This is a genomic window from Bacteroides gallinarum DSM 18171 = JCM 13658 (assembly GCF_000374365.1).
Classification (GTDB): domain Bacteria; phylum Bacteroidota; class Bacteroidia; order Bacteroidales; family Bacteroidaceae; genus Bacteroides; species Bacteroides gallinarum.
Genome location: NZ_KB894115.1, coordinates 131,859 through 146,328, shown reverse-complemented (window position 1 = coordinate 146,328; position 14,470 = coordinate 131,859). Strand labels below are relative to the sequence as shown.

The window sequence follows — 14,470 nt, the reverse complement described above, 5'->3', positions numbered from 1 at the left end:
TGTTATTATTTTTGTTTGAGATTCACATGCCCGGACAGCCATTGGAAATATTTCCAGTCTTCCTTGAAAATCTTTTCCCCTTCGAGCATATAGGCGCGGAGAAGAAATTCAGTTGCATTGGTTTCATCCTCCATTTCCAGATAGTTCTCGCCAAGGCGCAGCAGGATGAAAGGATTGTCTGTCTCTCCGATATTGTAGCATTTGCGGAAAAACTCCAGCGACTTGCCGTAGTTCCCCATCATGAAATGGGCGTCACCGATTGAGCCGACGAGCCAGAGATATGCTTCCCAGTCTTCCTTCGGTTCAGGAAGGATGTCCAGTGCCTCTTGGAAACAGGAGATGGCTTTCGCGTAATCTTCGCTTTCCATCGCCTCATTTCCCGTTTCTGACAGTTCTTCGATTCTGTCGTACAGTTCATCTGAAAGTTCCATATTCCTCTATTTTTCTTTGATATTCTTTGATGCCCACATCCCGATATCCTGCTTGCTCAATGCCGCAGCCATCAGGTCGGGGAATTTGTCAGGCGTACAGGCAAATGTGGGAACACCCAGACCGGCAAGATACTCGGCATTACGCTTGTCGTAGCAGGGCGCCCCGTCATCGTTCAGGGCCGGAAGCACAATCAGCTGCACACCGCTGGCCACAATGGAGGCGAAACGCTTGCGCATCTCCTTCTCGTCACCGCCTTCATAGAGGTCGGTCACCAGTACCAGCACAGTGTCCTGCGGCCGTGTGATCACACCCTGACAGTAAGTCAGGGCCCTGGCTATGTCGGTTCCTCCGCCGAGCTGGACACCGAACAACAGGTCAACCGGGTCCTGCAGGTCATCGGTAAGGTCAACGACCGAAGTGTCGAACACCACCATACGCGTATTGACGGACGGCAGGGAGGCCAGTACCGAACCGAAGATGCCGGAATATACGACAGAGGTTCCCATCGAACCGCTCTGGTCGAGACAGAGAATGATGTCCTTCAGGGCCTTGCATTTTCTGCCGTAGCCTATCCTGACTTCCGGAATGACGGTCTTGTACTGGGGCTGGTAGTTCTTCAGGTTCTTTATGATGGTCGTCTTCCAGTCTATCTCGTTGTAACGGGGATTGCGCCTTCTCGCCGAACGGTTCAAAGCACCGGTGACGGCCTGCTGGGTCGGGGAAGAGAGCTTCCGCAGCAGGTCATCCACGACCTTGCGTACAACCTGACGGGCCATGTCCTTGTTCTTTTCGGGAATGGCCCTGCCGAGTGACATCAGTGTAGCTACCAGATGTACGTCAGGGACAACTGTTGCCAGCATCTCCTTCTCGGTAAGCAGCGAATCGATATGCAGACGCTTGATGGCATCCCTCTGGATGACCTGCACGACGGTCTGTGGGAAAAACTCCCGGATATCGCCAAGCCAGCGGCTTACCTTTGGGGCCGACGACCCGAGTCCGCCGCGGCGGTCACTGTCATAGACGGCTTCCAGCGAACTGTCAAGGCGCTGTTCTTCCACCGTCAGCGTTACACCCGTCCCGTCAGCGGCATTCCCGCCGAGAGCCATACGCCATCTTTTCAAATATTCTGTTTCCATGTTCTGTTCCTTTTTTATCCGATTCCCAGAAGTCTGCCGAGCAGGGGTATTACTTTGGATGCATCCCCGTCATTGCAGGAATGTTCCCCGGAGGCGATTCCGGTATCGGTTCCGTTCAATTCGAATCCTTTGGCCTTCTCGCCGAGTTTGCGGCGCTCGGCTGTAGTGAAATTGCTGAATGTACGTCTGATCACCGGCAGCAGTTCTATGAAATTTGCGTCGCTCAAACCGCAGAGCCAGCCGTTCACGAGCTGCCACAGGTTGTCGTCCAGCAGCAGTACCGAACCTGATGCACGCAGGAATCCCTCAAACCAGTATGCGATGTCGGAAGGTGCGTTGCCCACCGATGAATAGAAGCTCAAGGTGTCACGCATCTCTTCACGCGATATCCTGCCCTTGTCGTAGAGTATGCGTGCCGCGTACCCGGAGAGCAGCGGATGCGCTCCTGATGAATTGCGGATCTGCTGCACGAACCCATACCACATGCCGTTCAGCTCTTCGTCATCAAGCGTGGATACGGCATAGTTGGTAGCCGACAGGTGTTCAAGAAGTTCTCCGGCTGCCTCCTCGTCGATGTTGATGCAGACGAGCAGACCTCCTGCAAGGATACGTGCCACCATGGCCCGGAGCATGTTGCCCACCTTGCTGAAATCCAGATTGCGGACATCGCCGTAACGGACGATGTTCACCAGGTCGGGAACCGCTTCCATCATCTCCACAATGTCTGTGGATGCCGCCGACAGACGGTCAAGACGGATGGTCATCGCTTCCACAAGCTCCGGAAGGTTGGCCGGAATGACCCGGTCAAGAAGTCCCGTCAGTTCGGGGATTCTGGTGATTCCGGTCATGCGGTCGGAGACGTACTTCTGCACGGCTTCCTCCACGGTATTGCCCCAGACTGCCCGTTCTATGATGCAGACAATCTGTTCCGGTCTATGGTAAAGACTCCATTTTTCCTTGAAAGTACCCTTGCCGCCTGCGGTTTCCGGCTTGGCCCAGTCTATGTCAAGCAGGGCCAGGCGGTGGAAGAACAGGCTGCGTTCCAGGTCGGTCTCCTTGCGCAGGTCAAGTGTCATCTCCTTTATTTCCGCCGTGAAAGGAACACGCAAGCGTTTCTGCTGCCGTTCCACGTCAATCAGGAGAGGGACTTTGGGTACCGCTTCCGGCACTTTGCCCAGACAGTTGCCCACGATGAGCGATTCCCTGACGAGCTGCAGCAGCATATCGTCCCCGAAGCCCATTACGGTGGTCACCGCCTCGTTGTATTCCTCAAGCGTCGGGGCGGGCAATCCACGCAACGCAGCTGTCGTCTGCGCCAGACGGACTGTCTCGATTACGTGGGCCACCGAGATGTCCATGTCCTTCTTCCTCAGAAGGGCCGCTATACGGCTGACCCACCAGGTGCCGTCATCTTCCGGATGATGCCACAGGTAATGATACCATCCCGGAGAGTCTATGCCGGCCCCGTAACCGCTGCGGAAGGTGAGCCTGTCATACGTCCACGGAATCCACGTGCATTCCGCCTTTACCTTCGGGAGCCCTTTCAGCAGCTCGTTGTCATCCTTCACCTTCGGCATATTCTCCAGTGCCGGGACATGCCATGCCCCGCAGATTACGGCTATGCACCCGAAAGGTTCCTTCTGGGCCGCTCGTATCATGCGACGCATCCACGCTTCACGGACAAGGTTCCTGCGGGAGGTATGTTCCGGGAGGGCTTCCCTGAGCGCGGTCACAGCTTCCTTGACGGCCTCGAAGATGCCGCTGCCGTCTCTGCGCTGTTCTATGTTCATGTTCCACCACGATTCACCGTCAGTATAGCCGGCAGCTTCTGCCAGCAGGTCAAACGGATCACCCGGCTGTTTAATAGCTTCATCATCCGCTTCTACAGGCTCGTTGCCATCCTTCCTTTCCGCTTCGAAGGCAAGGGAATGGGCAAGCGGGAGATCGAAGAAGCGTAAGGTGACATTCTCCCGGAGAGCATAGCGCAAAGCCTGCCATTCCGGCGAGAAGTCGGCAAACGGATAGAATACGGCATTCTGCGGCACATCGGGTTGATAGCCGAGCAGGGCTACCGGAGGCTTCATCTGCCCGTAGGAGACGAACGGCATGAGAGCCTCGGCCTCCGCCGGTCCCTCAAGCAGTATGAGGTCGGGACGGATACGCTCAAGTTCCTGCAGGATGTTCCGGCAGGAGCCCGGCCCGTGATGACGTATTCCCAATAGATGAATGTCTGTCATATTACTTGTCTCATGCAAAATACGTCAATCAAATCATATCTCTTGAAGCCCTGTAGATGTCTTTCCAGCCCTCACGGTTCTTGACCACTGTCTCCATGTATTCCTGCCATACCACTTTGTCCTGTACAGGGTCTTTCACCACGGCACCGAGGATGCCTGAAACGAGGTCCTCCGCATGGATCTGGCCGTCACCGAAATAGCCGGCCATGGCAAGGCCGTTGTTCACCACGGATATGGCTTCTGCCGTACTCAGTGTGCCGCTCGGGCTCTTGAGCTTCGTCTTGCCGTCGCCGGTGGCTCCCTGACGCAGCTCACGGAAAATGGTGACGACACGACGGATTTCATCAAGGGCAGGTTTCTCTGCCGGCAGCTGCATCACTTTCTCGAAGCTCTCCACGCGGCGGCGGACAATGTCAACTTCTTCCTCAAGCGTGTCGGGCAACGGGAGGATGACCGTGTTGAAACGGCGTTTCAGTGCGCTTGAAAGGTCATTCACACCTTTATCCCTATTGTTGGCCGTGGCTATGATGTTGAATCCGCGGATGGCCTGCACCTCCTTGTTCAGCTCGGGGATGGGCAGGGTCTTCTCCGAAAGGATGGTGATGAGCGTATCCTGCACGTCAGAACCGATACGGGTAAGCTCCTCAATGCGGCCGATCTTGCCTTCCTGCATCGCCTTCATCACCGGGGTCTGTACCAGGGCACCCTCACTCGGCCCCTCGGCGAGAAGACGGGCATAGTTCCAGCCATAGCGGATGGCCTCTTCTCCCGTTCCGGCGGTACCCTGTACTATCAGCGTCGAATCGCCTGATATGGCTGCCGCCATGTGCTCGCTGACCCAGCTCTTGGCCGTACCGGGAAGACCGTACAGAAGCAGCGCCCGGTCGGTGACAAGGGTGGCCACGGCAATCTCCATCAGGCGGCGGTTGCCTATGTATTTCGGTGAAACCTCAAAACCGTTCTTCAGTATCCCTCCCATGAGGTAGGTGACCACGGATTGGGGTGACATCTCCCAGTTTTCGGGAATCGGGTTGGTCTCGTTCTTTTTCAGTTCATGAAGTTCCTCTGCAAACTGTTGCTCGGCATGTTGTCTCAGTAAAGTGCTCATATGAATATCAATATTTATTTTTCATTTAACAAAGTGTCTATTTCAGATTTAAGATCCATGAATTCCAGCATCTTCGAGCAGAACTCGTTCATGGACGGCGAAGCCTCCGCCGAAGAGGCGGCCTTGGCCTTGATCAGGTTCCTTAGATGTGACGGGATATGCATGGCAAGCCGTTCCGCCATGTCTGCGGCATAGTACAGGTAATCCTTTTTCAGAATCCAAGACATGACGCTGGAAGAGAATTTCGGGCCCCATGCCTCGTAGTCGTTGCCGTACCATGAGTCGGGTATGAATCCGAAATCCCGGACCGTTTCCGGCCAGCTGATTTCCTCCCGCTGGGAGGGAGTGAGCATCGCCACGAGTTCCGGCTTGCGCAGATAGGAAGGGTCTTCCTTCAGGGTGTGGAAAGCCCACAGCCCGTCCGAGAAGTTGAGTATCGGGTCCTCCAGCTCCAGGAACTTCCTGAAAGGGGGATGCTTGGCGAATTTTCTCGCGGCCTCTTCCTTACCGCAGCCATATACCTCGCACCAGAAACTCAAAGGCACCCGTTCGGCGAGCTGCCTCAGGATGAATTCGGAATCGCCCTCTTTCTTGTTGGAGCTTACCTCGGACAGCCCCATGGCCTTCATCTCCGGGGTGTATCCGATCTCGTCGTATGACCATCCGGTAAGCATGTTGTGTCTGATATGTCCACGCAGGAGTTCGCAGCAGCGCATCACCATGGCTGAATCGGGAATCATGCACAGAAGTTTCCGTGCCGTTTCCTTGACAATGGAGCTGCGGTCCGACTCCAGCACTTCCTGTATGAAGAGCTCGTCGGCCTTGCTGATGTTTATCCGGAGACATTCAAGCAGCTCGTTGCGCTGGTTGGCCGGTTCGCTCTTCCAGTCTTTCCGCAGCAGTTCAAGGGCTGCGGCAGAATCCTGCTGCCTGAATCTGGCAAGCATCTCCTTACGCTCGCCGTGGGTGGCCGTATCCCAAGAATCGGTGATCCCGCATTCCTCTCCGACAAGGCCCATCTGCCTGATCAGCCATAAGCCTCTGTTCCCGACGAGATTTTTCAGCAGCCTGCGTTCTTCAAACCGCAACGGATTGTTGCGGTCATAGGCACGCCGGATAAGCGGCTGGAGGTATTCGGGCGAAATGATTTTTCCCGACCCCTGCGCCAGACGGTAGGCGTAGGCTAGCATATAGCGTGTACCGTGGAGTCTGGAAAAGAGTTGACTCCGGTCCTTGTCGAAATACGGCAGTTCCTCTTCCGGGGCTGTTTTCACGGGGACAATGCCTTCCGCTCCGGCCGGTTCCCATCCGGCACGCCTGTAGGCGAAGGCGGATGCGGCTGTCATGTACAGGAACGATTCCGTGTCTTCGGCTTTCCCGTGGATCCCGTCAACCAGAGTCTGAAGGGACTCGGGAAAGGCTCCGGGAACGAATTCACGGTTGGCTGTTCCAAGCAGTGCAGCCTGTATGATAGGTTCAGTTACGTTCATCTCTCCAAGTATGATATTCTTTGTTGTACCAAATGGATTTCAGTTCCCATATATCCCCGTTTACAATGACCAGCGAGGCGAACGGATTGCCGCCGGTAATGGCGAGGATGTCGATGAAGGTTTCCTCGGGCATCGCCACACGGACGGCATTGCCCGCGTTGTCCAGCAGCGTGTAGTCTTTCCCGTTACGGGCAACCCTCACGTCATCCACAAGCAGGGGGACGTCCTCGAAAAACGGATTCGTCAGCATGGCCGTGCGGTACACCGCGGCAGCCTGCTTCAGGTTAGGGCTGCACGCCGGCACAAAGTTTTCTTCCGCGAGTACGGACTCCCGGAACAATGCACGCCGGCATGTACCCGTGCCGTTGTAAAAGCATAGCGCCCCTTTATAGGCACTGCCCGGAATCCAGTTCTCGGTGGAAAAGGTACCGGCAACGGCAAAACTCAGGTATCTGGCGAAAAGTCTGCTTTCCTTTCCGTAAAACCAGTAGATGTCGGTATTGATATCGTTGACTTTACGGGACTGCTTGTGAAGCACGAGCCAGCTGTCCGCCACCGGCTCTCCGGCAAGGACGTTGCCCTTGGACTGGGGATATCCGATCTGCGTGCGTATCTCGTCCTTCCATTCTTCGGGAAGGCCGTCCATGTTTCTGTAGCTCTGCATGAGCAGGTACAGCCTGCCCATGCTTTCCGTCAGGTCGGATTTCCAGCTTTCCGAGTCGAAGTCTATAGCCTCCATGGCTCTCAGTCTCCCCGCAAGTCCCGGTGCCTGGGCATCCACCATCCTCCGGGCCATGTTGTCAAACAGGGTATAGGCACGTTCCGGAACATTCAGGAATCCGTTGCGCACCAGGTCCTTCATCCATACCTCAAGGTCGGATATGCCTCCCAGTACCTTCTGGTGCCGCTTCTCCTGCCTCTTGGCCTGAGCCGCTTCATCCACAGGGGTTTCGCTTTTGGCTTTCTGCTCCTTCTTTTCGGCCTTCTCCGTTCTTTTGGCAAGCCACGCCGTCACCCATTCCGGCTCTTCCGCCTGCGTGAACTGGTCAGGCTGGCGGGCGTACAGCAACAGCAGGCCAAGCCCATGCTTGCACGGGAATTTGCGGCTCGGGCAGGAACACTTGAACGCAATGTCATTCAAGTCTATCACCGTCTGGTAGGGATTCTTTCCGCTTCCCTGGCAATGACCCCAGACGGCACGTCCGCTGCATTCCTTCAGTACCCATTTGCTCAAGGTCGCAAGTCCTTTGCCGGCCTTTACAGATGAGTCGTCGGGAGCGAGCTGCAATATCTGTTCTTCTGTCAAGTTCAATGGCATACGCAACAAGTTAATTGGTCATTGGTAAATCATTCCCTGTTCCCGGCTGCATATTCTCCCGTGTTGATGTCAAGTACGGGACGCTTGGGCTGTATCAGCGCGTCTTCGTATTGGCATTTCCACTGGATGCTGCGGTCCATATCACCGTCTTTGATTCCATCGATGGTTTCTCCCGAATCTATTTCGTTGCCGCTTGTAAGCAGATAGGAAGCCACGTTGTAGGCATGGTTCACTATCCAGTTCGGATCAAGTCCGCGGAAGTGGTACTGCAGGTCAGGCAGGAACAGCGTGTTCATCCCGAGTGTATCGACCAGCATGTCGTCGGAACCCTGAATCGTGAAGAAACGGACGTTTACGGCATAGCGGATGAACCGGTCAGGACCTTCTATCTGATTGCCGCGGATTTCCTCCGCCTCGAACAGTTTCCCGCTGCCGCTGAAGAAGAACGCTTCGCAGGACGGGAACAGTTCGGCGAGCGCTTCAAGGTAGTCCATTTCCAGATTGGCACGTTCCAGAGAAGACAGGCCGCGGGCAAGGAAGTCCGTAGCGAGCATACTGTACCGGCATTCCTCAAGGATACGGTCACGGCTTTCCTGGCAGTCCCACATCTGGCTCCGGGTGAAGTCGTCCACGGTCTTTCCGTCAAAGTCCATGCACGAAGTCATCAGGAACTGCACGGGTGCTTTCCCGTCCTCAAACTCCACCATGTGGTCCAAAGCTGTGATGAAGACAGACTTGTCATCACCTTCGCGGCATTCTACATTGCCGAAATGCTTCCGGCATACATCAGCCACCCTCTGCGTATCCGGCAATTCAACCGGTTCCTTGAACAGAAGGTTTATAAGTAAAGGTCCTCCGGGCTGCAGTTCCTTTGTATTTAGGTCTTGTTGAAATACTTGATTCATATTGAAATGCTTTTGAATGTGAAAGAATCGGTTAATCCCACCAGAAATACCATATTCTGGATTGACGCAACGTGTCGGCAAGACTGCCTATGCCGTCACAGCTCTGGTCCATATCCGGACAGAAAGCATATTGCTGTATTGCGGCTTCCATTGCTCTGTCTTCCGGAACGGGAGCTGGAAGTTCATACTCCAGCTGGTCGCTGGTAAAGGTTCCCGGAACAGCACCGTATTCCTCGTACCAATACTTTGAGATGGCCATCAGTTCGGGGTTTGCAGGACAGTCGTTCCAGTTGCCGAATGGCAGGTACGCGAATATTTTCCACGGCTCCGTGACCGGAATACGGGCAAGGATCAGCGGATGCGTCATGTTCGTATCGGTATTCCAGTAGCTCGAATAACGGTTGTTGTCGAATCCGCCTTCAGGCTCTTCATCAATATCATCGTTGTCCTGCCCGGTCAGCTTGTCAAGGATGGATTTCCCGTCCATGACAGGAGCCTCAAGCAGCCTTCTGCGGAATTCATTGACTTTTTCCCGGTTGAATGTGTAATCATCCGAGCTTTCGCTGTCAGGATCCGAGTTCCCGATTATGTTTTCCCACAAACCTTCATCGACATTGACCAGAACGGGGATGAAGCCTTCCCGCACGCCGAGCCGTTGGGCATAGGTATAGGCTGACATGATAGGGTCATCGTCACTCATGGATGGGAAATAGGTGCATTCACAATCAAGATAATCCATGAAGGCACGGGCCAGTTCGTCTGGCTCAACGGTATCTTTGTCTATATGCAGCCCCTGCCAGTTGGCGAAGCGTCTGTCTATGCGTTGTGACATTGCCTGGTAATAATCCTCGTCATACGGGACAAACAGGTATGCTTCCTCTTTGAACTCATCGGAATGATACCTTTCCGGACCGAAATAATCCAGGGCGTGGTTGTCAATGTCTCCGGGATAAAATGGAGTTTCGTTGGCGCCATAGTAACTGCCATAATAGTAGTCGGCAAATGCACGGCCCTGTTTATTGAACAGGAATCTTGTAAGCTGCCCGTTCAGGTTGTCCTTTATGAACACCCTCAGGTCATCATCGGCCGAGCCGCTTTTGATCCGGGACACAAGGTCTCCGAACTGTTCAAGAAAATCATCCCTCATAAGGTCATTTACCATGCACCAGCGTAGATATATTGCCAGATGATTGTAGGCCGTAATTGTATCTAACGGCAGATCCTTCTCTTTGAACTTCTCCAGATGGCCTTCCGCATCGTCCATCACTTCATCCGTGTCATCCGGGAAATCGGGACCGCCATCGGCATCGTCTTCGCTGCCGTATGAGATTTTCAGAGTCACTTTGTCCGGAAGGGCAACACCCTGTCCACGTGTTATCCTATGTTTATCGACAGCAGAGAAGCCTATGGTTTCTCCGTCGTTGAGAACTGCATCGTATTCCAGAACATATCCTGCCATGCTGGCCAGGAAGTCTCTCACCTTTGACGGGTCGGCATCCACGTCAAGGACCTCCATTTCGTCCTTGCCGAAACACTCCATTCCATAGGTGTAGCCGCTGATTCCCTTTTCGGTACGGTAAAGCCCGAACCATATCCAGTTGTATATAGGCAGCGAATCCTCCTTCATCATTCCGGAAAAGCCTTCATAGAAACGGGGCTGGAAAACGACACCGCTGGTATAGATACCGGTTATATTCTTCTGGTGGCAGCAGACAGACAACAGCTTCACGTACAGTTTACCTCTTTCGATCAGGGACTCCTCTTTGCCGATAACGGCAACCATGATGTGAGCCTTATGCTCTTTGGCTGTTTTTTCGGCCTCCGACCACATGTAATTGTTCTTCGCGCATTCTTCGGCTTCGCCATTAGGTACGGGGGCAGGCATCAGGCTTACCGCCGCCATCATGTCACCCACGTCGAAGACCAGTGACTCGGGGTTCCGTTCCTCGTCAGATTTCTCTTCAGCGGTGATGTCCCACTGTTCTTTCAGATCTCTGATGTATTTTTCCTTGTCCCAGCTGTTGTCGGAGAGCAAGGCGAATCCCACGAATGTGCCGGCCTTTTTCTCACGTTCCTCGGCCTGCTTTGCCTGTTCCATCCAGTAGGAACGCACCATCTCGACAAGGGCCGTAGCATCCTTGACAGCCGTCTTTTCGTCATAGGGTTCCATCTCACTGAAGGTATGGCCGCAGTCTGACAAGCTGTCTCCTTCGTATCCACCATTCACGCCCAGCAGCCATTCACTGTCCTTGGTATCCTTGTATTTGAAAATGTAGTAGGTCATATCGTGCAGTACGAATGTTCCCGTACACTCGATCTCCGCTGGCTTATGTCCCAACTCCTGCGAGTGCGAGAGCCAGGCTATCATTGCAGCCAGAGCTGCTTCTTTCTGTCTGTTGTCCATATTCTTATCCCTTAGTTCGATATTTTCAGTCTCTCTTGTTTCAATATGCGTGTTGCTTGTGGCGCATGGCTCCACTGTATCGGATTCCTTCACGTTTGAACTGTTCTCCCGCTTCGAAATCTCCTCCATACACTCATCGATGACTTCCTTGGCACTGCTGTCCTCCGGATCAAGTTCCGCCCAGCGTTTGGCATATTCTATCGCTTTTTCTTCTTGTCTCATAAGATATTGGTATGCGTATGCCATACGCATGTTCCAGTTCGCATTTTTCTCACCTTCGTCACGCACGGTCTCCATAAGTCTTATTGCCTTTAGTAGAACTCTGTCTCCTTTCCAGCGTTCTGTTCCTTCATCATTGTCACCGATAATGGCATAATTCTCATATGCACTTACAAGCAACATTTTTATCCTGTAGTCTTGTTGCTCTTCAGGTATTGCCTCCAAAGCCCTGATAGACTTCGTGTATTCGTCCTTCTCATTCCACTCTTCTATCTGACTGAAGAATGTATCATCTCCCGGACTGTACGAAATGCCATCAGGACTTTCTCCTTTCCATGATTCGCTGTCTGAAAGTCTACATAACTGACCCTGCCTACAGAATTCGGAAAGGTAGAAAGAATACTCAGGATACTCATCAAGCAAAGGAAGCAAAGTTGAGATAAATACTTGCTGGTTATAGACAAACAGGTCGATATAGCTGTATTCCGTTCCGGTTGCACCCCCTGTTATCACACCGAGATTGCCCGGTTCAAGAATCTCTTCTGTTATCCTGTCTTCAAGATCATGACGGAAGTTCAATATATTATCTTCGCCAGCACCATTCTGGAAGACTATGTAAAGAGCTTGTGCACCGAAACCGTTGGCATGGTCAAATATCTCGGTTGAACCATGATAATAGTCAGCTACGATGGAGCTCAGACAGGTAGATCCTACTATCACATCGAAGCGCAGTTCATCACTTTCCTTCGGGGTCAGTTGATATCCCGTATAAACGTCCTTCGGATTCTCGAAGAATTCATGGCCGTGGGATTTCACGGTTTCCTCTATGTGCTGTCTCAACCCGGACAAGGCAATCATGCCTTCCTCAATGCCTGACGCTCTTTCTATACCATTGACATATTTGAATGAGACACCTTCTCCCAGTACAAGTTCCAAAATGACATGAAAGTTTCCGTCACTATTTTCTTCCGGTAAGGCACAAAGATTTTTGTCGTAATACCTGATGTTGAAGTTTTCTCTTTTTTCGTCATAGGATGCTTTTACCATGATCTTGCCCATATCGACATCGGTATCGTGTACACGGTATGCGAAAGACCCGACCTTGCCCGGGTTGAAGGGGAAGAACTTCCATTTGCCTTTCAGACACTCCGGCATACAGGATATGATGTAAGGATAGATGATGAAGAGATCCGGCCATCCTTCGACCGAGAACGTGAACTCATGGTCACCTCCGATATTGAAGTGCATGTCTTCCGATATCAGATTGGTTCCTTTACTGATAAACTCCATGAAGGCATCAGCTTCCTCCATGGATTTCGGATTCATCATGCCAGACAGCTTTTCTTCGTTTTCTACAAACCAGTTCCAGAATTCTTTCACTCGTCTGGTTAACGGCAAGTGCATATTGCACTGACGGATGATACTCAGGGTGTATTCATCTTCCGGATTAAGTTCCCTTGCCTTGCTGAAATAATCCAGGGCCTCCCGATAATTGTTCAGAAAATACTGGGCATATCCCATTCTGAAATTCCACCGTTCATCTTCAGCGCCTTCCTCCCTGACGGATTCGAGCAGTTCCGCGGCTTTGGCATATTCCTCAATATTGTTGTACGCCCTTGCAAGAAAGCCGGTCGTTTCAAAATCCCGTTCGGCTTCCGGAATCTGTTCCAGTGCATCGATGATTTCCTGATGCTTTTCGGCCTTGTGCCATTCGTCTATCTGCTCCATCAATTCGTCATTCATGTTCTCTCCGGTATATATGATTTGCTTTTTTTCCGGTTCTATAGGCTGGTCTGCAACCAAAGTCGGGAGGAATTCACTTGAAAGTTTTTTCAGGTCCTCTAACCGGGAGGCACACAACGTGAAGAGGGTGTACTGGTTGGGACACAGTGCATGACAGCTGTAAACGGGATAAGGTTCTTCATCCTCTGAATCTTGGTCGATACCCATGTCATAGAGGCGGTATTTTCCGCCGTCAAATTCCCTTTCTTCAATCATTTCCTCTTCCACATCAAGGAAATCCGGCTCACCATCGGTAGAGTATCCGGTGCATCTAACCGTGTGCCAGTTGTCTGCAGCCGCATCATAATAGACGAGGGTGCCTTCATCCGTATCTTCGAGATAGCTGCCCGGTAGGCTGAACCTGATCTTCCCGACCTTATGGTTGACAATTCCGCGCCGGTAGCCGATGGCAAATTCCGTTTCGTAGGGCGGTATCCCGTCAGTCGGGACAGGAACACAACCATGGAGTCTGCAAAGTTCCTCGTATTCCTTTTTGGGGAAAGGAAGAGACGGGTCAAGTGATGCTGTCGTTTCCAGCTCGCTTATGATGTACCCGTTGATACGGGCATCTTCTTCACTTCTTTCTGACGGCATGAAATAGCAGTCCTCCCACATGGCATTCAGGGCCATGCCTCTATGAAAACGTGCATCACGTTCCGAATTGTTCCAGATGAAGAAATCATCGGCAAAAGATTCGATTCCTTCTTCCCGGATACGCCTAACGACCTCTGAAAGACAGAAAGAACCCAAAGGTGAAATGACAATGCCGTTGTCTGATTGAGGGTAATATTTATTGATATCCCAACAGAATAACAAAGACGTGCTGCCTTTGTCCTTCTGCTCCTGGATGATTTCAAACAGTTTGGCCAGCCACTTGTGAAAATGTTTCTTCTTCATGGCCTCAAAGTCCCTTTCCGTGTAATAGTCCGTCTCGTCTTCAACCTCAAACCGGGTACGGGTCGCCTGTTGAAGTCTGTCGATGAACTCTATTGCTGCCTTGTGGAAGCCGGGACCAAGCATGTTGGTCTGGCAGTCTCCGTTTACGGAAATGACGTTGTCTGTATTTCCTTCTCCCTCATGTTGATAATTTAGGAACAAGTCGCCCAGCCTGCAAAAACTTACCGTCGAAGATGATTCATCGTGCTCTGCATTATAACCGGACTCAACAGCCTGACTTTCTACAGTCTGTTGAAACTTTTCAATATCCTTGATTTTAGTGTGAATGGTGAATCCAAGTCCCATAATTTCATTATTTTGTTTATAAATGCAAGATACCGATTTTATTCCAACTGGTCACATTTAATTTGTTAGGGATATTCAGTAAATGTCCCTAAAAATCAAGATGGCATATGAAGTGAGTATGCTCTATCATCTTCATATGCCATCTTGATTTTTAGGGACATTTACTGAATATCCCTAATTCGCAATATTTTGTGTAT

The 14,470-nt window shown here is 52.0% G+C and carries 8 protein-coding genes; all 8 read right to left on the bottom strand.

Annotation, left to right across the window (positions count from 1 at the left end; all coding sequences use genetic code 11):
• Positions 1-5: 5 nt before the first annotated feature.
• Genes C233_RS0100620 through C233_RS0100585 form a run of 8 tightly spaced genes read right to left on the bottom strand, consistent with a single transcriptional unit; the run spans position 6 to position 14,273 of the window.
• A complete protein-coding gene (locus tag C233_RS0100620; protein ID WP_004328514.1) occupies positions 6-431 on the bottom strand; it encodes a tetratricopeptide repeat protein in 426 nt (141 codons plus the stop codon).
• Positions 432-437: 6 nt separating this feature from the next.
• Positions 438-1,568 carry a vWA domain-containing protein gene (locus C233_RS0100615; protein ID WP_004328515.1) on the bottom strand — a complete coding sequence of 377 codons (1,131 nt, stop codon included), beginning with the start codon at positions 1,566-1,568 and terminating at the stop codon, positions 438-440.
• A gap of 14 nt (positions 1,569-1,582) precedes the next feature.
• On the bottom strand, positions 1,583-3,805 hold the full coding sequence (locus tag C233_RS0100610) for a DUF5682 family protein (protein ID WP_004328516.1): 2,223 nt from the start codon (positions 3,803-3,805) through the stop codon (positions 1,583-1,585).
• 28 nt (positions 3,806-3,833) lie between these two features.
• Positions 3,834-4,913 carry an ATP-binding protein gene (locus C233_RS0100605; RefSeq protein WP_004328517.1) on the bottom strand — a complete coding sequence of 360 codons (1,080 nt, stop codon included), beginning with the start codon at positions 4,911-4,913 and terminating at the stop codon, positions 3,834-3,836.
• Between the two features lie 14 nt (positions 4,914-4,927).
• Positions 4,928-6,403, bottom strand: a complete 1,476-nt coding sequence (locus tag C233_RS0100600; protein WP_004328518.1) for a DUF5691 domain-containing protein — start codon at positions 6,401-6,403, stop codon at positions 4,928-4,930.
• Positions 6,390-7,721 (bottom strand): SWIM zinc finger family protein, encoded by a 1,332-nt coding sequence (locus C233_RS0100595; protein ID WP_018665643.1) that lies wholly within the window; start codon positions 7,719-7,721, stop codon positions 6,390-6,392. Before C233_RS0100595 ends, C233_RS0100600 begins: the two co-directional genes overlap by 14 nt.
• Positions 7,722-7,750: 29 nt before the next feature.
• On the bottom strand, positions 7,751-8,626 hold the full coding sequence (locus C233_RS0100590; RefSeq protein ID WP_009316579.1) for a DUF4261 domain-containing protein: 876 nt from the start codon (positions 8,624-8,626) through the stop codon (positions 7,751-7,753).
• Between the two features lie 31 nt (positions 8,627-8,657).
• On the bottom strand, positions 8,658-14,273 hold the full coding sequence (locus tag C233_RS0100585) for a DUF4253 domain-containing protein (protein WP_018665642.1): 5,616 nt from the start codon (positions 14,271-14,273) through the stop codon (positions 8,658-8,660).
• Positions 14,274-14,470: the final 197 nt, after the last annotated feature.

Bases quoted from the DNA above. Each gene is read 5' to 3' on its own strand.
- C233_RS0100615 (WP_004328515.1), bottom strand. From the start codon at position 1,568: ATGGAAACAGAATATTTGAAAAGATGGCGTATGGCTCTCGGCGGGAAT.
- C233_RS0100620 (WP_004328514.1), bottom strand. From the start codon at position 431: ATGGAACTTTCAGATGAACTGTACGACAGAATCGAAGAACTGTCAGAA.
- C233_RS0100605 (WP_004328517.1), bottom strand. From the start codon at position 4,913: ATGAGCACTTTACTGAGACAACATGCCGAGCAACAGTTTGCAGAGGAA.
- C233_RS0100595 (WP_018665643.1), bottom strand. From the start codon at position 7,721: ATGCCATTGAACTTGACAGAAGAACAGATATTGCAGCTCGCTCCCGAC.
- C233_RS0100600 (WP_004328518.1), bottom strand. From the start codon at position 6,403: ATGAACGTAACTGAACCTATCATACAGGCTGCACTGCTTGGAACAGCC.
- C233_RS0100590 (WP_009316579.1), bottom strand. From the start codon at position 8,626: ATGAATCAAGTATTTCAACAAGACCTAAATACAAAGGAACTGCAGCCC.
- C233_RS0100610 (WP_004328516.1), bottom strand. From the start codon at position 3,805: ATGACAGACATTCATCTATTGGGAATACGTCATCACGGGCCGGGCTCC.
- C233_RS0100585 (WP_018665642.1), bottom strand. From the start codon at position 14,273: ATGGGACTTGGATTCACCATTCACACTAAAATCAAGGATATTGAAAAG.